At 74.0% G+C, this 14916-nt stretch carries 18 protein-coding genes; 10 read left to right on the forward strand and 8 right to left on the reverse strand.

From position 1 onward, the window contains the following. Nucleotides 1-8: 8 nt before the first annotated feature. Nucleotides 9-380 (reverse strand): lycopene cyclase domain-containing protein, encoded by a 372-nt coding sequence (locus ABD211_RS08395; RefSeq protein WP_344128024.1) that lies wholly within the window; start codon nucleotides 378-380, stop codon nucleotides 9-11. Then, nucleotides 380-1387 (reverse strand): polyprenyl synthetase family protein, encoded by a 1008-nt coding sequence (locus ABD211_RS08400; RefSeq protein ID WP_344128026.1) that lies wholly within the window; start codon nucleotides 1385-1387, stop codon nucleotides 380-382. Before ABD211_RS08400 ends, ABD211_RS08395 begins: the two co-directional genes overlap by 1 nt. A gap of 65 nt (nucleotides 1388-1452) precedes the next feature. Between ABD211_RS08400 and ABD211_RS08405 the strand changes: the two genes are divergently transcribed. The 6 genes from ABD211_RS08405 to ABD211_RS08430 all read left to right on the forward strand — a co-directional run bounded on the left by ABD211_RS08405 (nucleotide 1453) and on the right by ABD211_RS08430 (nucleotide 7300). Next, complete coding sequence (locus tag ABD211_RS08405) at nucleotides 1453-2196, forward strand: monooxygenase (RefSeq protein ID WP_425560379.1); 744 nt, start codon at nucleotides 1453-1455, stop codon at nucleotides 2194-2196. Continuing rightward, nucleotides 2193-2960: a carotenoid biosynthesis protein gene (locus tag ABD211_RS08410; RefSeq protein WP_344128031.1), complete on the forward strand. Its 768-nt coding sequence runs from the start codon at nucleotides 2193-2195 to the stop codon at nucleotides 2958-2960. Before ABD211_RS08405 ends, ABD211_RS08410 begins: the two co-directional genes overlap by 4 nt. Continuing rightward, nucleotides 2957-4111 (forward strand): glycosyltransferase family 2 protein, encoded by a 1155-nt coding sequence (locus tag ABD211_RS08415; protein WP_425560378.1) that lies wholly within the window; start codon nucleotides 2957-2959, stop codon nucleotides 4109-4111. The genes ABD211_RS08410 and ABD211_RS08415 overlap by 4 nt, the downstream gene beginning before the upstream one ends. Beyond that, entirely contained in the window at nucleotides 4108-5544 is a 1437-nt protein-coding gene (locus tag ABD211_RS08420) for a phytoene desaturase family protein (protein WP_344128034.1), read from the forward strand. The genes ABD211_RS08415 and ABD211_RS08420 overlap by 4 nt, the downstream gene beginning before the upstream one ends. 94 nt (nucleotides 5545-5638) lie before the next feature. Then, the gene (locus ABD211_RS08425; RefSeq protein ID WP_344128036.1) at nucleotides 5639-6673 is read left to right on the forward strand and encodes a coiled-coil domain-containing protein; all 1035 of its coding nucleotides are present in this window, start codon (nucleotides 5639-5641) and stop codon (nucleotides 6671-6673) included. A gap of 102 nt (nucleotides 6674-6775) precedes the next feature. Next, the gene (locus tag ABD211_RS08430; protein ID WP_344128038.1) at nucleotides 6776-7300 is read left to right on the forward strand and encodes a GNAT family N-acetyltransferase; all 525 of its coding nucleotides are present in this window, start codon (nucleotides 6776-6778) and stop codon (nucleotides 7298-7300) included. 50 nt (nucleotides 7301-7350) lie between these two features. Here ABD211_RS08430 and ABD211_RS08435 read toward each other — a convergent pair whose 3' ends face one another. Further along, nucleotides 7351-8451, reverse strand: a complete 1101-nt coding sequence (locus ABD211_RS08435) for a PfkB family carbohydrate kinase (protein WP_344128040.1) — start codon at nucleotides 8449-8451, stop codon at nucleotides 7351-7353. Further along, on the reverse strand, nucleotides 8438-9127 hold the full coding sequence (locus ABD211_RS08440) for a bifunctional 4-hydroxy-2-oxoglutarate aldolase/2-dehydro-3-deoxy-phosphogluconate aldolase (protein ID WP_344128042.1): 690 nt from the start codon (nucleotides 9125-9127) through the stop codon (nucleotides 8438-8440). The genes ABD211_RS08435 and ABD211_RS08440 overlap by 14 nt, the downstream gene beginning before the upstream one ends. 60 nt (nucleotides 9128-9187) lie before the next feature. Here ABD211_RS08440 and ABD211_RS08445 point away from each other — a divergent pair, with 60 nt between their 5' ends. Beyond that, nucleotides 9188-9961, forward strand: coding sequence for an SDR family NAD(P)-dependent oxidoreductase (locus ABD211_RS08445; protein WP_344128044.1), 774 nt, complete (start codon nucleotides 9188-9190; stop codon nucleotides 9959-9961). A 164-nt stretch (nucleotides 9962-10125) separates the two neighbouring features. Here ABD211_RS08445 and ABD211_RS08450 read toward each other — a convergent pair whose 3' ends face one another. Next, nucleotides 10126-11073 carry a C40 family peptidase gene (locus ABD211_RS08450; RefSeq protein ID WP_344128047.1) on the reverse strand — a complete coding sequence of 316 codons (948 nt, stop codon included), beginning with the start codon at nucleotides 11071-11073 and terminating at the stop codon, nucleotides 10126-10128. Between the two features lie 134 nt (nucleotides 11074-11207). On the opposite strand from ABD211_RS08450, the gene ABD211_RS08455 reads away from it, so the two are divergent. Both ABD211_RS08455 and ABD211_RS08460 read left to right on the forward strand, forming a co-directional pair. Continuing rightward, the gene (locus tag ABD211_RS08455) at nucleotides 11208-11522 is read left to right on the forward strand and encodes a metal-sensitive transcriptional regulator (protein ID WP_344128049.1); all 315 of its coding nucleotides are present in this window, start codon (nucleotides 11208-11210) and stop codon (nucleotides 11520-11522) included. A 15-nt stretch (nucleotides 11523-11537) separates the two neighbouring features. Beyond that, nucleotides 11538-11756: a heavy-metal-associated domain-containing protein gene (locus ABD211_RS08460; protein ID WP_344128051.1), complete on the forward strand. Its 219-nt coding sequence runs from the start codon at nucleotides 11538-11540 to the stop codon at nucleotides 11754-11756. On the opposite strand, the gene ABD211_RS08465 is transcribed toward ABD211_RS08460, so the two are convergent. Both ABD211_RS08465 and ABD211_RS08470 read right to left on the reverse strand, forming a co-directional pair. Beyond that, complete coding sequence (locus ABD211_RS08465) at nucleotides 11729-12916, reverse strand: class I SAM-dependent methyltransferase (RefSeq protein WP_344128053.1); 1188 nt, start codon at nucleotides 12914-12916, stop codon at nucleotides 11729-11731. The two genes, ABD211_RS08460 and ABD211_RS08465, sit on opposite strands and share 28 nt — an antisense overlap. A gap of 9 nt (nucleotides 12917-12925) precedes the next feature. Then, nucleotides 12926-13936 (reverse strand): hypothetical protein, encoded by a 1011-nt coding sequence (locus ABD211_RS08470; RefSeq protein WP_344128056.1) that lies wholly within the window; start codon nucleotides 13934-13936, stop codon nucleotides 12926-12928. A gap of 73 nt (nucleotides 13937-14009) precedes the next feature. On the opposite strand from ABD211_RS08470, the gene ABD211_RS08475 reads away from it, so the two are divergent. Continuing rightward, entirely contained in the window at nucleotides 14010-14186 is a 177-nt protein-coding gene (locus ABD211_RS08475) for a hypothetical protein (RefSeq protein ID WP_344128131.1), read from the forward strand. Here ABD211_RS08475 and mscL read toward each other — a convergent pair. Next, nucleotides 14183-14554 carry a large conductance mechanosensitive channel protein MscL gene (gene mscL, locus ABD211_RS08480; RefSeq protein WP_344128058.1) on the reverse strand — a complete coding sequence of 124 codons (372 nt, stop codon included), beginning with the start codon at nucleotides 14552-14554 and terminating at the stop codon, nucleotides 14183-14185. The two genes, ABD211_RS08475 and mscL, sit on opposite strands and share 4 nt — an antisense overlap. Nucleotides 14555-14916: the final 362 nt, after the last annotated feature.

Below are 14916 nucleotides of genomic sequence, written 5' to 3' on the forward strand. Positions count from 1 at the left end.
GCCGCGGCCTACGCGCCGCCCGCGGCCCACCGCGCGGCGGGGCCGGTGGCGGGCGGCGCGGTCCGCGGGTGGTCGGCCAGGATGCGGATCGCCAGCAGGCCCACGATCAGGCTCTGCCCCACCATGAACAGGTACTCCTCCGTGGGCACGCCCAGCGCCGTCCCCGTCACGTCGCCGTGGCGCCACACGTCGTGGGTGATGAGGTACGCGTCCCACGGCGTCGTCCACGCGACGGCCAGCGCGGTGTAGGCGGCGAGCGCGCCGAACGCCCGCCGGGCGAGCCGGCGCCGCCGCAGTCGGGCCCGGGCGTGCCACACCAGGAACGCCACGAGGGCGAGCGGGATCAGCAGGAAGCGCTGGAGGAACTCCGCGTACGTCATCAGGCGACGCGTCGGGTCAGGTAGTCGGCCAGGGCGGTCAGGTCCGCGCGGACACCGGGTGTCATGGGCACGGTGGAGAGTGTGGCGCGCGCGTCGCGTACCAGGGCATGGGCCTCGGCCTCCGCGCCGTCGCGGCCGCCGGCGGCCGCGACCAGGTCGGCGGCCGCGCGCAAGTCGTCCTCGCCCCGGGCGGGGCGGGTGAGCAGCGCGCGCAGCGCCGCTGCCTGCGGCGTGCCCGCGTCGAGCGCGAGCAGCACCGGCAGGGTCCACTTGCCCTCGCGCAGGTCGGAGCGGGCGGGCTTGCCGGTGTCCGCCGGGCTGCCCCACACCCCCAGCAGGTCGTCGACGGCCTGGAACGCGCACCCGAGCTGGGTGCCCGCGCGGCTCAGCGCGGCGGTCCGGCTGGCCGGGGCGCCGGCCAGCACCGGGCCGATCGACAGGGCGCAGGCGAGCAGCGACCCGGTCTTCCCGGCCGCCATCACCCGGTAGCCGGCCAGGTCGCGCGGGCCGTCCAGGTCGGCGGACTGGCCCGCGACCAGCGCCATCGCGGTGCGGGTGAGCAGCCGGGCCGCGTCGGGCGCGCCGCGCGTGGCCGTGTCCTGCACCAGCTCGACCGCGCGGACGAGCAGCGCGTCGCCGGCCAGCATGGCCGGCCCGACACCGAACGCGCGCCACGCGGTGGGCCGGTGCCGGCGGGTCCCGTCGCCGTCCATGATGTCGTCGTGCAGCAGCGTGAAGTTGTGCATCAGCTCCACGGCCGCCGCGCCGGCCGCCGCCGTCGCGTCGTCCGCGCCGACGATCTCGGCGCCGAGGACGGCCAGGGCCGCGCGCACCCGCTTGCCGCCCTCGCCCGGCACCGGCGTGCCGTCCGCGTCGGTCCACCCCAGGTGGTACTCGACGATGCGGCGCACCGTGTCCGGCAGGTCGGCGACCGCGGCGCGCAGCGCCGGGTCCACAATCTGCCGGGCGCGCGCCAGAACCCTGGGCGCCGTCATTTCATCAAGCATGCCGCCTCCGCTCTCGAGGCGTGATTCGTCGCCGTCGGCGTCGCGGATGGGTGGGCGCGGCAAGAATCTCTTTGCGCCCTTCTGGCTGGTCACGGCCCCGTTCTGTGCCTCACCATAGCGTGGTGTCGCATGTGACCCTGCACGTCTGGCGGGTGCCGCCGGCGCGCCTGGGCGCCCTGCTGTGGCGGGTCGCCCGCGATCGGGGCCGGCTGCGCGCGCTGCCGGGCGCGCGGTTCGCGAAGGTCCTGGGCACCGGGCGCGGCTTCACCCCGGGCGCCGTGGACGCGACGCGGTGGGCGGTCCTGACCGCGTGGCGCTCCCGGTCCGACGCGGCCGGTTTCGAGCTGGGTACGGTCGCCCGCGCGTGGCGCCGGATCGCGGTCGCCGAATGCCGCCTGGACCTGGCGCCGCTCGCCAGCCGGGGCACCTGGGCCGGCCAGCAACCCTTCGAGCCGGACGGCCCTGCGGCCATCGGCGGCGCGGTCGTGGCGGTGACGCGGGCGCGGTTGCGGCCCGTCCGGGCGGTGCGGTTCTGGCGGGCGGTCCGGCCGGTCGCGGGCGCTGTGGCGGGCGCCGACGGGCTGCTCGCCACGTTCGGGATCGGCGAGGCGCCGCTGGGCTGGCAGGGCACGGTCAGCGTGTGGCGCGACGCGGCCGCGTTGCGGGAGTTCGCCTACCGGGGCGAGGCGCACGCGCGGGTGGTCGCCGCGACGCCCGCGCAACGCTGGTACGCCGAGGAGCTGTTCGCCCGGTTCGCGCTGGTCGAGGTGGCCGGCGACCGGTCGCTGATCGGCTGGGCCGGCCCGTGAGGGCGGTCTGGGCGCTGCTCGCCGCGCTGGTGGCCGCGCAGATCCTCTACCCGCTGACCGGCGGCGGCCCGCGCGCGGCGCTCGTCGTGGCGACGGTGCTGCTCGGCTTCGGCGCGAGCCTGTGCCACGCGGCGGTCACCCGTGGCGTCCGGGTCGCGCTGGCGTTGTGCGCCGTCGCGGTGGCCGGCCTCGGCGTCGAGGTGCTGGGCGTCCACACCGGGTTCCCGTTCGGCGCGTACGCCTACGCCGACACGCTGGGTCCGCGCGCGGCTGGCGTGCCGATGGTCATCGGGCTCGCGTGGGCGTGGATGGCGTGGCCGGCGTGGCTCGCGGCGGCGCGCGTCCTCCCGTCGGCGCGCGGGCCGGCGCGGGTGGCCGTGGCGGGCGTCGCGCTCGCCACGTGGGACCTGTTCCTGGACCCGCAGATGATCGCCGCCGGCCACTGGCGCTGGGCCGACCCGCACCCGGCGCTCCCCGGCGTCCCCGGCGTCCCCCTCGGCAACTACGCGGGCTGGCTCCTGGTGGCGGCGCTCGTCGCGACGCTGCTGTGGGTCGCCGTCCCGCCGCCGGACCGCGCCCCGTGTGCGGCTGACGCCCCGATGCACGCCCTGTACCTGTGGACCTACGCCTCGTCGGTCCTGGCGCACGCGGCGTTCCTCTCGTTGCCGGCCTCCGCCGCGTGGGGCGCCCTGGGCATGGGTCTCGTGGCCGTACCGCTGGCGGTCCGCCTGTGGCGCGCGCCGGTCCCCGCGGAGGCGACGTGACCGGAGCACTGTGGACCGCCGGTCTCCTGGCGGGCGGCTCGGTCGGCGCGGTGCTGGCCGGCGCGCACGCCGTCCGCAACGCCCGCCGACTGCCCCGTGGGCGCGCGGGTGCGTCCGACCGCGGGTCGGCCCGGCCCGGGCGGGTGTCGGTGCTGGTGCCCGCTCGGGACGAGGCGGGGCGGATCGGTCCGTGTGTCGGGGCCCTGCTCGGCCAGGCGGGCGTGTCCGAGGTCGTCGTGCTCGACGACGCGTCCACCGACGGCACGGCCGACGTGGTGCGGGCGGTGGCCGGCGCCGATCCTCGCGTGCGGGTGCTGGCCGGAGCGGGTGACCCGCCGCCGGGCTGGCTCGGCAAGCCGTACGCCTGCCAGCGGCTCGCCGCCGCCGCGGCCGGGGACGTGCTGGTCTTCGTCGACGCCGACGTGGTGGTCGCGCCGGGCGGCGTGGCGGGCGCGGTGGCGCTGCTCGACGACCTGGGCGTGGAGCTGCTCACGCCGTATCCGCGCGTGGTCGCCGTCGGGGCCGGGCAGCGGCTCGTGCAGCCGCTGCTGCAGTGGTCGTGGCTGACGTTCCTGCCGCTCGACGCGATGCGCCGGTCGCGCCGGCCGTCGCTCGCCGCGGCCGGCGGTCAGTTCCTGGTCGTGCGGGCGGACGCCTACGCGCGCGCCGGCGGGCACGCCGCCGTCCGGGACCGGGTGATCGAGGACGTGGCGTTGGCACGGGCGGTCAAGGCCGCCGGGGGCACGGTCGCCCTCGCTGACGGCTCGACGCTGGCGACGTGCCGGATGTACGCGACGTGGCCGGACCTCGTGGCCGGCTACACGAAGTCCCTGTGGGCGGCGTTCGGCTCCGTCCCCGGCGCCCTCGCCGTGATCACCCTGCTGGCCTGGCTGTACCTCACGCCGCCGCTCGTGCTGCTCACCGCGCCCGTCTGGCCACTGTGGCTGGTGGGCGCGGCGGCGCTCGGCTACCTCGCCGGCGTCGGCAGCCGCGTTGTCGCCGCCCGCGCCACGGGCGGCCGGGCCTGGCCCGACGCGCTGGGCCACCCGGCGTCGGTCGCGCTCCTCGCCTGGCTCGTCGCCCGCTCCCTGCGCCACCGCCGACGCGGCCGGTTGCGCTGGAAGGGCCGCGATCTCGGGGGCGCCCGATGAGCCGCGTCGTGGTCGTCGGGGCGGGCGTGGGCGGGCTCGCGGTCGCCGCCCGGCTGGCCCGGTCCGGTCACCGGGTCACCGTGCTGGAACGGGCCGGTACGGTCGGCGGCAAGCTCGCCGCGTACGAGCGGCACACGGAGGTCGGCACGTTCCGGTTCGACACCGGGCCCAGCCTGCTCACCCTCCCGCACGTGTTCGAGGAGCTGTTCGCGACCTGCGGCGCGGACCTGCGCGACCGGGTCGACCTCGTGCCGCTCGACCCGGTGGTGCGGCACCGGTTCGCGGACGGGACGTGGCTCGACTCGACGAGCGACCACGAGGCTTTCGTCGCCCGGATCGGCGACGCGTTCGGCGGGACGGCGGCCGACGACTGGCGCCGGCTGTGGCGCCGGGCGGAACGCGTCTGGCGGGCCTCGTGGCGCGACGTCCTCACCCGGGACCTGGACCGGCCGTTCGCGGCGGCGCGACTGGCCTGGCGGCTGCGCGACCTCGCGGCCATCGCGCCCGGCAGCACGCTGCGTTCGGCGGGCCGCACGCTGCGGGACCCGCGGCTGCGCGTGCTGCTCGACCGGTACGCGACCTATGCGGGCGCGGACCCGAGGCGCGCGCCGGCGGCGCTGCTCGCCATCCCCTACGCGGAGCTGGCGCACGGCGGCTGGTACGTCCGGGGCGGCCTTGCCCGGATCGCCACGGCCCTGGCCGACCTCTGCGCCGAAACGGGCGCGGTGGTCCGTACCCACCAAGGGGTGGACCGGATCCGCGTGGCGGGTGACCGGGTCACCGGGGTCGACCTTGACGGCGGCGGATTCCTACCCGCGGACGTCGTGGTGGCCAACGCGGACGCCGCCGAGGTGTACGGGCGCCTGCTGCCCGGTCCGGCGGCGCCCGCGGAGCGCAGTCTCGGCGGGTTCGTGCTGCTGCTGGGCGTGCGGGGGGTGGGCGGGATGGCGCACCACACGGTGACGTTCCCGGCCGGCTACGACGCCGAGTTCGACGCGGTCTTCGGCGGCCGGCTCGCGGCCGACCCGGCGGTGTTCGTCACGGTCGCCGACGACCCGGCGGTGCGGCCCGCGGGGCACGAGGCGTGGTTCGTCCTGGTGAACGCCGCGTCGCACGGCGTGAACTGGCGCTCGCCGGGCCTGGCCGAGGGGTACGCCGACCGGATCCTCGACGTGCTCGCGGGGCGCGGGATCGACGTGCGCGACCGGCTGGTGTTCCGGGAGTTTCGGACGCCCGCCGATCTGTGCGACGCGACGGGGGCGCCGGGCGGGGCGATCTACGGGACGCCGGCGCACCGGCTGCGCCGGCCCGGCAACCGGGGGACCGCGCGCGGACTCTTCCTGGTCGGCGGATCGGTGCACCCGGGGGGCGGGCTGCCGATGGTGGCGCTCGGCGCGAGGATCGTGGCGTCCATCATTGGTCCCGTTCGGTGACAGGCCGCTTACGCTGCGGTGATGCGTTTCTCGTCGAGATGAGCGTCGTGCGCGGGTCCGGTAGTCTGGCGGCCGGCCCCGGAAGGACCCCCCGATGATCTTGATGCGACGCAGGCACGACAGGCGGTGGTGGACCACCGTCGGCGTCGTTCTGTTGACCCTGCTCGGCGTGGTCGTGGCCCCCACCGGTGCGGCGCTCGCGACCCCGGTGGTGGCCGCCGCCGACCCGGAGGAGAGCGACAACGGCCTCGCGGCCAAGCTCGAGGAGGCCGCCGTCGCCTACAGCGAGGCGCAGGTCAAGCTCAAGAAGTCGCAGAAGCGCCAGGCCGAGCTGGAGAAGCAGGTCAAGACGGCCGACAAGGAGTACCTGGCGAAGTCCGCCCAGGTCTCCCAGATGGCCGCGGGGCGCTACAAGGGCTCGCAGGTCAGCATCCTCAGCGCCCTGCTCAACGCCAAGACCAGCAGCGACATGATGCAGGGCGCCACCATCGCCGCATACGTCATCGACCGCGACGACGACCTGCTGCGCGAGCTCAACGACCTGCGGGTCAACGGTCAGCAGCGGCGCGCGGACCTCAACAAGGAGATCCTCGAGCAGGAGAAGCACATCAAGGCGCTGGACAAGGCCAGGACCAAGGCCGAGAACGCGCTTGCCGCGGCCGGCGGCATGATCAGCGCCGGCTTCAACGGCAACGTGGGCGCCGCCAAGCCCGCCCCGCGCAACGCCGACGGCGGCTGGTCGGGCCAGTCGTGCAACATCGACGACCCGACCGGCACCGGTGGCTGCATCACCAAGCGCATGCACCACATGCTCATCGAGGCCCAGCTGGCCAACTTCCAACGCTTCACCCGCTGCTGGCGCACCCAGTCCTGGGGTGAGCATCCCAAGGGCCGCGCGTGCGACTTCTCCGCCGAGAAGAGCACCTTCGGCGGCACCGCGACCGGTGACGACAAGCGCTACGGCGACAAGCTCGCCGCGTGGGCGGTGAAGAACGCCGAGGCGCTCGGCATCATGTACGTCATCTGGTTCAACCAGATCTGGGAATACGGCGCCGGCTGGCACTCCTACAACGGCGACGGCAGCCCGTCAGGCGACCACGAGAACCACGTACACATATCCATGTTCTAGTGCCACGTAGCCGCCGTGAGCTCGCGGGTCGGGGCGTGATCACGACGACAATACGATGCGCGGGACCGGCCCGGCGGCCCGGTTCGTGGCACCATCGCGGACGTGATCGAACCCTTGACGCTCGCCGGCAGCGACCGGACGGTGGGCCGGGACCTGGACGACCTCGCCGACATCCTGCACGCCAGCGTCGAGGCGGGCGCGAGCGTGGGCTTCGTCACCCCGTTCACCCTGACCAACGCCCGGGAGTACTGGCAGGGCCTGCGCGGCCCGGTCGGCGCCGGGGCGCGGGTGCTGCTGGGGGCGCGGCGCGACGGCGTGCTCGTCGGCACGGTGCAGGTGGTGCTGGACTCGCCGCCCAACGGCCGGCACCGCGCCGAGATCGCGAAGCTGCTCGTGCACCCGGCCGCGCGGCGGGGCGGCCTCGGGGCCACCCTCATGGCCGCGGCCGAGGAGGTGGCGCGCGCTCACGGCCGTACCCTCCTGGTCCTGGACACCAGGACCGGCGATGACGGTGAGCGGCTCTACCGCCGCATCGGGTACGAGGCCGCCGGCGTGATCCCCCGCTACGCGAGGGCCTCCGACGGCGACCTCGAGGACACGATCTACATGTTCAAAGAGCTGAGCTGACGCTCAGCTAACCGGAAGCTAACGCAGAGCTGATCGGCGCTTCGCTGCGCTCAGCGCTGGACCCGCGCACCGCCGCCCTTGACCAGCGACTCCACCTCTTTGAGGTTCGCCATCGAGGTGTCGCCCGGCGTGGTCATGGCGAGGGCACCGTGCGCGGCGCCGTACTCGATCGATTTTTGCAGGTCGAAGCCGGACAGCAGGCCGTAGATGAGGCCCGACGCGAAGCTGTCGCCGCCGCCGACCCGGTCGAGGATCTCCAGGCGCTCGCGGTGGGTGGCCGTGACGAACCCGCCGTCGGCCCAGGCGATCGCGCCCCAGTCGTTGACCGTCGCCGTGTGCACGGTGCGCAGCGTGGTGGCGACCACGGAGAAGTTCGGGTACTCCTTGGTGACCTCTTCGATCATGCGCTGGAAGTTGGCGACCTCGAGGGACGACAGCGACTCGTCGGTGTCGGGCACGGCGAAGCCGAGGCTGGCGGTGAAGTCCTCCTCGTTGCCGATCATCACGTCGACGTAGCGCGCCAGCGCCCGGTTGACCTCCTGCGCGCGGGCCTGGCCGCCGATCGCCTTCCACAGCGAGGGGCGGTAGTTCAGGTCGTACGAGATGATCGTGCCGTGTCGGCGGGCGGCCACCATGGCGGCCTCGATGACGTCCGGCGTCGTCGCCGACAAGGCGGCGTAGATGCCACCGGTGTGGAACCAGCGCGCGCCGAGCGTGCCGAACAGGTGCTCCCAGTCGACATCGGACGGCTTGAGCTGGGAGGCGGCGGTGTTGCCGCGGTCCGACGTGCCGACCGCGCCGCGCAACCCGAAGCCGCGCTCGGTGAAGTTGAGTCCATTGCGGACGGACCGGCCGATGCCGTCGTCCTTCATCCACCGGACGAAGCCCGTGTCCACGCCGCCGGCGAGGACGAGGTCCTCCAGCAGCCGGCCGACCTCGTTGTCGACGAACGCGGTCACGATCGCGGTGCGCTTGCCGAAGCAGCGGCGCAGGCCGCGGGCCACGTTGTACTCCCCGCCGCCCTCCCAGGCGCGGAAGGTGCGGGCGGTGCGCACGCGGCCCTCGCCCGGGTCGAGGCGCAGCATGACCTCACCCAGCGACACCAGGTCGTAGCGGCACTCCTCGGCCGGACGAGGTTCAGGCAGCGGCATTCGTGGACTCCTTCGCGAGCGCGACCGCCTCGGCGGTCAGGCGGGTGACCTCTTTCCAGTCGCCGGCGTCGAGCAGCTTCGGCGCGACCATCCAGCTGCCGCCGACCGCGAGCACGGACGGCAGGGCCAGGTAGCCGGGCAGCGACGCGGCGGTGACGCCGCCGGTGGGGATGAACCTGGCGTCCGCGAACGGCGCGGCGAGGGCCTTGACCATCGGTGCGCCGCCGAGCTGCTCGGCCGGGAAGAACTTGAGGGTACGCAGGCCGTGGTCGAACGCCTGCATGATCTCGGACGGGCTGGCCACGCCCGGGAAGACGGGCACACCCAGCGCCGCGCAGTGGGTGACCACCTCGGGGCTGAACCCGGGGCTGACGATGAACGCCGCGCCCGCGTCGACGGCCTGCTCGACGTGCGCCCTGGTCAGCACCGTGCCGGCGCCGACCAGCAGGTCCGGCACCTCGGCGAGCGCGCGGATGGCGTCGATCGCCGCCGGCGTCCGCATGGTCACCTCGGCGGTGCGCAGGCCGCCCTCGGCGAGGGCGTCGGCGAGCGGGCGGGCGTCCGCGGCCCTGGATATGACGACGACGGGTAGCAGCCGGGTAGCCGCCAACTGGTCGCTGATCAGGCGCAGGTCGTCGGGCGAGGGGGGACCCGACGGGAAGGCTTCCTGTGACATGAGGCGCACCCTAGCATAGGAAAGCGCTTACCTCTCGATCCGAGGGCGCATGATGGCCCCGTGACTTCGTGGGTGACGGAACAGTTCGGGCTGGCCGGGCGGGTGGCCCTCGTGACGGGCGGCAACTCGGGGATCGGCCGGGCCATCGCCCTGGCCCTGGGTCGCGCCGGCGCGCGTGTGGTGATCCTGGGCCGGGCCGAGAAGACCCTGGTCGAGACGGCCGCCGAGGTGCGCGGCGTGGGCGCCGCCGCGGACTGGGTGAGCGCCGATCTGGCCGACCGCGCGGCGCTCGCGGACGCGGCGGAGCGCGCGTGCGCGTTCTTCGGCGAGCCCGACATCCTGGTCAACAGCGCGGGCGTCAACATCCGACCCCCGCTCGCGTCCCTGACCCCACCGGAGTGGGACACGCTGTTCGCGGTGAACCTCACCGCGCCGTTCCTGCTCGGGCAGCGGTTCGGGCCCCGGATGGCCGAGCGCGGCTGGGGCCGGATCATCAACCTCTCGTCGCAGCAGGCGGTGCGCGCCTACGCCGACAGCGGCGGCTACGGGGCGACGAAGGGCGGGCTGGTGTCGCTGACCCGCTCGCAGGCCGAGGCATGGTCGCGGCACGGGGTGTGCTGCAACGCCGTCTCCCCGGGCGTGGTCCACACGCCGATGAACGACCGGCTGTTCAGCGACCCGGCCCGGGCGGCCTCCTTCGCGGCCCGGACGATGATCGGCCGCAACGGCGAGCCGGACGACTTCGCGGGGCTGGCCGTGTTCCTCGCGGGGCCGGCGAGCGGCTACCTCACGGGCCAGCACCTGATGCTCGACGGCGGGTTCTCCGCGACCTGACGCCGGAGCCGTTGTGTGGTGAGGACGTCAGGTCGCCGTCCAGCACCGCGACCTGACGCCGGAGCCGTTGTGTGGTGAGGACGTCAGGTCGCCGTCCAGCACCGCGACCTGACGCCGGAGCCGTTGTGTGGTGAGGACGTCAGGTCGCCATCCGGCGCCGCGACCTAACCCGGGCGGCCGTAGCCGTAGACCGGGGCGTGGTGCATCGGCGAGATCGTGACCGGCTGGCCCCAGCCGGGCGCGTGCACCACCCGGTCGCCGCCGATGTAGACGGCGACGTGGTGGATGTCGCTGTAGTAGAAGACCAGGTCGCCGGGGCGCAGGTCGGCGCGCGGCAGGTGCGGCACGGACCCCCACATCCGGTACGCGTTGTGCGGCAGGTAGACGCCGGCCCGCCGCCACGCGGCCATGGCCAGGCCGGAGCAGTCGAACGCGTCGGGTCCCGCGGCGCCGAAGTAGTACGACTTGCCGCGCTGGTCGAGCGCGTAGGTGACCACCGAGCGCCCGCGCGGGCCGGTCAGCGCCCGCTCCTGGACGCTGTCCGGGTCGTTGCCCAGCGTCGCGACCGGCGCCCCCCAGCCGGTGCCGGCACGCCTGGCGTGCCGGGCCCGCAACTCCTCCAGCCTGGTGATCTCGGAGAGCACCTCGGCCCGGTCGGCGGCGAGGGTGCGGTGCTGGGCCGCCAGCCGGTGCGCAAGCTTGGCGAGGTCGTGCTGGCGGGCCCGCAGCCCCCGGTCGAGGCTGCCGAGTCGGCGCAGGGCGCGGTGCTTGGTGCGGGCCATGTGGTCGAGCACCATCAGGCGGTCCACGAACACGTCCGGCGAGGTGGCCGTGAGCAGCGCGGTGGCCATCACCAGGCCGCCGTCCTTGAACGCGGTGACCGCGATGTGGCTGACCCGGCTCTGGGCGGCGTCCAGCCGCTTGTCGAGGGGGCGCAGCTGGCGGGTGACGGCGCGCATCCGGGCCCGGGTCCGGGCGAGGTCGGCGCGGTTGGCGTTGAAGCGTTCGACCACCTTCTCCAGCCGCTCACTGGCGGCGTTGAGCTGACGCTCCACGTCGCCTGGCGGGTCCGCGTGCCCGGCCGTCGGGGTGGCGATGACCAGTGTGACCACCGCCGTGGCCAGCTTCGCCCAACGAGATCCGAATGAACCGGTATGGGAGCCTTCCACGGCGGACATTTAACGCTAATCACCCCAAGCGCGCAACAACGGCGCGCCCAAATACTCCCCCGGGGTATGCTGAGTTCATGGAACCCAGCCACCCCCACGGCGAGACGGACCACCAGGAGTACTGGTACGGCCCCGAGAAGCAGGCCGTCCTCGGCCGGCTGCGTCGCATCGAGGGCCAGGTGCGGGGCGTCCACCGGATGGTCGACGAGGACGCGTACTGCATCGACATCCTGACGCAGATCTCCGCCGCCACCCGCGCTCTGCAGGCCGTCGCGCTCGGCCTGCTGGAGGGGCATATCGCCCACTGTGTCGTCGAGGCCGCCGGCACCGGCGACGCCAGCGCGAAGGTCAAGGAGGCGACCGACGCGATCGCTCGCCTCGTCCGGTCCTAGAGGGGAACACGCACCATGTCCGTCCAGACCAAGTACACCGTGATCGGCATGACCTGCGGGCACTGCGTCCAGGCGGTGACCGAGGAGCTGACCAAGGTGCCCGGCGTCCGCGACGTCCAGGTGGAGCTGGCGGCCGGCGAGGTCACGGTCAACAGCGACGCGCCGATCCCGCTCGACGCCGTCGCGCACGCCGTCGACGAGGCCGGCTACGAGCTGGCCGGCGCCACGACCTGATCAAGCAACGTCGAGAGATGGGGCTTGAGGCCCCATTCCTCGACCAGTTGGGCGTACTCGGCGCGTTGCGCGGCCGTCGGTGGCGTGCCGGTGCGCCGGGCGCGCAGCAGCAGGTTGCGCGGCGTGTGCCGCGAGTCGATGAACTCGACGACCTCCACGGTGTAACCCTGCAGGCGCAGCAACTGCGCCCGGAGGGTGTCGGTGAGGACGTCCGCGAACCGCTCACGCAGAATGCCGAACCTGACCACCTGCGAGTACGGCGCTGGCGCGCCCCCACCGCGCAGCTGCGTGGCCAGGTCGTGGTGGCAGCAGGGGGCGGCCAGCACGTAGCGGGCCCGCCAGCCGACCGCGCGGGCCAGCGCCTCGTCCGTGGCCGTATCGCAGGCGTGCAGGGCCAGCACCACGTCCGCCCCGGCCACCGGCGCCTCCGCGATCGTGCCCGCCTCGAACCGCACCCACTCCGACCAGCCCAGCTGCGCGGCCAGCTCCGTGTTGCGCACCCGCTGGTCCTCGCGGACGTCGACGCCCACGAGCTCGGCCGTCAACCCGCGCACCTTCGTCAGGTACCGGTACCCCGCGAACGTCAGGTACGCGTTGCCGCAGCCCAGGTCGACCACGCGCAGTGGCTGCGGCAGGTCCGGGTCCTCGCCGAGGACCGCGTCCAGCGCCCGCAGGAAGGCGTCCACCTGGCGGCGCTTCGCCGCCGTCCCGCCGATCACGTCGAACAGCGGGTCGCCCGGGTCCAGCAGGTGCTCCCTGACCCGGTCGTGGGCGGCCGGCGCGGCCGCGCGGTCGCTCGCCGTCGGCGCCCGGTGCAGCTGGGCGTCGCCCTTCTTGGTGACCCGCAGCTGCAGCGTCTCGTCGACCGTCTCCACGTGCCAGTTGCCGAACGGCTCCGCGAGCAGCGCGTCCACCGCCGCGCCCCCCTCGACCTCCCAGTCCACGTTGCGGGTGTGCGGGCGGGCCCCGTCGTCGGTCACGACCTGCAACCGGTCGCCCGACTTGAGCGCGACGGGGCGCAGTTGCGCGCGTACCAGGGAAGGGGTTGTGCCCTTGCGACGACCGGCCGCGACCGCGCGGATCAGCCGGCCCCGGTCGAGCAGCGCGGCCCGCACCTCGGCGAGCGCGGCATCGAGCGGAAGCATCCCCTTGGCTGGCATCCGTCCAGACTAGGTGTGCAGACGCGCGGCGATCTCGGCGGCCATGTCCGCGAGCAGGGTGTCGGGGCGCAGCGTCCGGCCGGCGATGCCCGACAGCAGCGTGACCAGGCCGGGCAGCGGGAAGCCGTCCTCGGTGAGCACCAGCTCGCCGACCGGTCCGTGCCGGGAGATCGACACCCGGCTGTGCCGCCACGTCTCGGCCACCTCGTCGCGGGACGGCACGCCGAACCCGTGCCCGACCGGCGCCGCGTGGCGCAGCCGGATCAGGGCCGAGTCGGCGAACGCGAACGCCGCCCGGCACGCCGCGCCCAGCCGGACCCGGTCCTCCTCGGTGCGGGTCGAGATCACCGTGCACGGGTTCATGCACTGTGCCGCGCACGCGCCCAGCGCCCGGGCCACCGTCGAGTGCTGCCGGTTCAGGTAGTTGCGCCAGCTCAGCGCGGTGGAGTCGGCCACCCGCAGCGCCCGGCTCGCGGCCGCCTTCTCCGGCCGGATGTGCGGGCACCCGGTCACGTCCCACGCCCCGAACCGGCTGTCCAGCCCCGCGAACGCCTCGTCGCGGGCCAGCTCCGCCGGGTCGGCGGCGTGCCCCAGCACCGACTCCCAGGCCAACAGGTAGGCGTACTGGCTCATGAGGTGGACCCCGGCCAGGATCGCCGCCATCTCCTGGCGCCGCCACCGGATCTCGACGGACTCCAGGACCAGTTGGTACGCCGGCACGAGCGAGCGCAGCGCGGCGCGCGGCTGCTCGCGCGGGACCTGCGGCATGCGGCACGCGGCGCCGCGCCTGATCAGGTCCGCGGGGACCGTCTCGCGGGCCTGGTCGACCAGGGACGTGTCGAGGGACGCGCCGTGGGCCACGTCCGGGTCGGCGAGATCCTCGGCGTCGAGATCCATGAGGCGCTGCCCGTACGCGCACAGCTTCTGGGCCAGCGCCGCCTCGTGGCTCGGGATGCTGCCGGCCAGGATCCCGGCGCCGAGCACCGCCGCGATCTCGCGGAACGCGTACCGCCTGATCAACAGTGCGAGAATGTCACCGGCTGGGCCCACTCCCGTCATTCAACAGCAACCCGGGCGGCGCTACGCTCGACCCGTGCAACCTGGTCTTGATGACGACCGCGTGGTCGACCTGGATGACGAGGCGCCCTTCGTCGACGACGCGCCGGTGTTGCCGCGGACGACCCGCGACGACACGGACGCGGGCTGGGGCGAGCGCTCGTACGACAACGACGACCGCCTCCTCGCGGACCGCCCCCCGCACTGGGACTAACGGGTCCGCAGCTCGTCGCGGATCTCGGTCAGCAGCTTCGCCTCGTCGCTGAGCTGCGTCGTCCTCCCGTCCCCGCGCCTGTTGACCTTGTTGACCGGCACGACGACGAAAAAGTAGACCGCGGCGGCCGTGAGCAGGAACGTGATCACCGCGTTGACGAACGCCGCCCAGTCGAAGATCACGTCGTTGACCCGCCACGTGCCGCTGAGCGCGTGCCCGCCGGTGACGACCTTGACCAGCGGCGCGATGAACGCGGCGACGAACGCGTCGACCACCTTCCCGAACGCGGCACCCATGACGAACCCGACCGCGAGGTCGATCACGTTGCCTCGAAGGATGAACTCCTTAAAGCCCCGGATGATTGTCACATTTCCGGACTATAGGCGCGTTACGGGTGTCATTGGCGTCACAGCCTAGCCGTGTGGCGGTGGTGGCGGGTGGCGCGGTCTGCCTGTTCGGCAAAGGGCGCCATTGGCGAGGGGGAGTGCGGTCCGGCAGCCAACGGGTCGCTAACGGCCGGGTTGGAGGGCGCTCACATCGCCCAAGGGTCGCGTTTGGCGAGGTAGAACTCGTCTTTATCGCACCACCGGGTCGCCCTTGGCGGCCGGGCCGAGGGGGCAGGCCCGTCATTGGTCGTCGAGGATGCCGTCCGCGGGGAAGTGGGCGATGTCGTCTCGCCAAATGTGCACATCTGGCGAGGTGAGCGCCGTGTATCCGCCAAATGTTCACA

Source organism: Luedemannella flava (assembly GCF_039528515.1).
GTDB lineage: Bacteria > Actinomycetota > Actinomycetes > Mycobacteriales > Micromonosporaceae > Luedemannella > Luedemannella flava.

What these genes read in the sequence shown, in the direction of transcription:
- ABD211_RS08395 (WP_344128024.1), bottom strand. Translation starts at nt 380, where the DNA reads ATGACGTACGCGGAGTTCCTCCAGCGCTTCCTGCTGATCCCGCTCGCC.
- ABD211_RS08400 (WP_344128026.1), bottom strand. Translation starts at nt 1,387, where the DNA reads ATGCTTGATGAAATGACGGCGCCCAGGGTTCTGGCGCGCGCCCGGCAG.
- ABD211_RS08420 (WP_344128034.1), top strand. Translation starts at nt 4,108, where the DNA reads ATGAGCCGCGTCGTGGTCGTCGGGGCGGGCGTGGGCGGGCTCGCGGTC.
- ABD211_RS08425 (WP_344128036.1), top strand. Translation starts at nt 5,639, where the DNA reads ATGATCTTGATGCGACGCAGGCACGACAGGCGGTGGTGGACCACCGTC.
- ABD211_RS08435 (WP_344128040.1), bottom strand. Translation starts at nt 8,451, where the DNA reads ATGCCGCTGCCTGAACCTCGTCCGGCCGAGGAGTGCCGCTACGACCTG.
- ABD211_RS08440 (WP_344128042.1), bottom strand. Translation starts at nt 9,127, where the DNA reads ATGTCACAGGAAGCCTTCCCGTCGGGTCCCCCCTCGCCCGACGACCTG.
- ABD211_RS08455 (WP_344128049.1), top strand. Translation starts at nt 11,208, where the DNA reads ATGGAACCCAGCCACCCCCACGGCGAGACGGACCACCAGGAGTACTGG.
- ABD211_RS08460 (WP_344128051.1), top strand. Translation starts at nt 11,538, where the DNA reads ATGTCCGTCCAGACCAAGTACACCGTGATCGGCATGACCTGCGGGCAC.
- ABD211_RS08465 (WP_344128053.1), bottom strand. Translation starts at nt 12,916, where the DNA reads ATGCCAGCCAAGGGGATGCTTCCGCTCGATGCCGCGCTCGCCGAGGTG.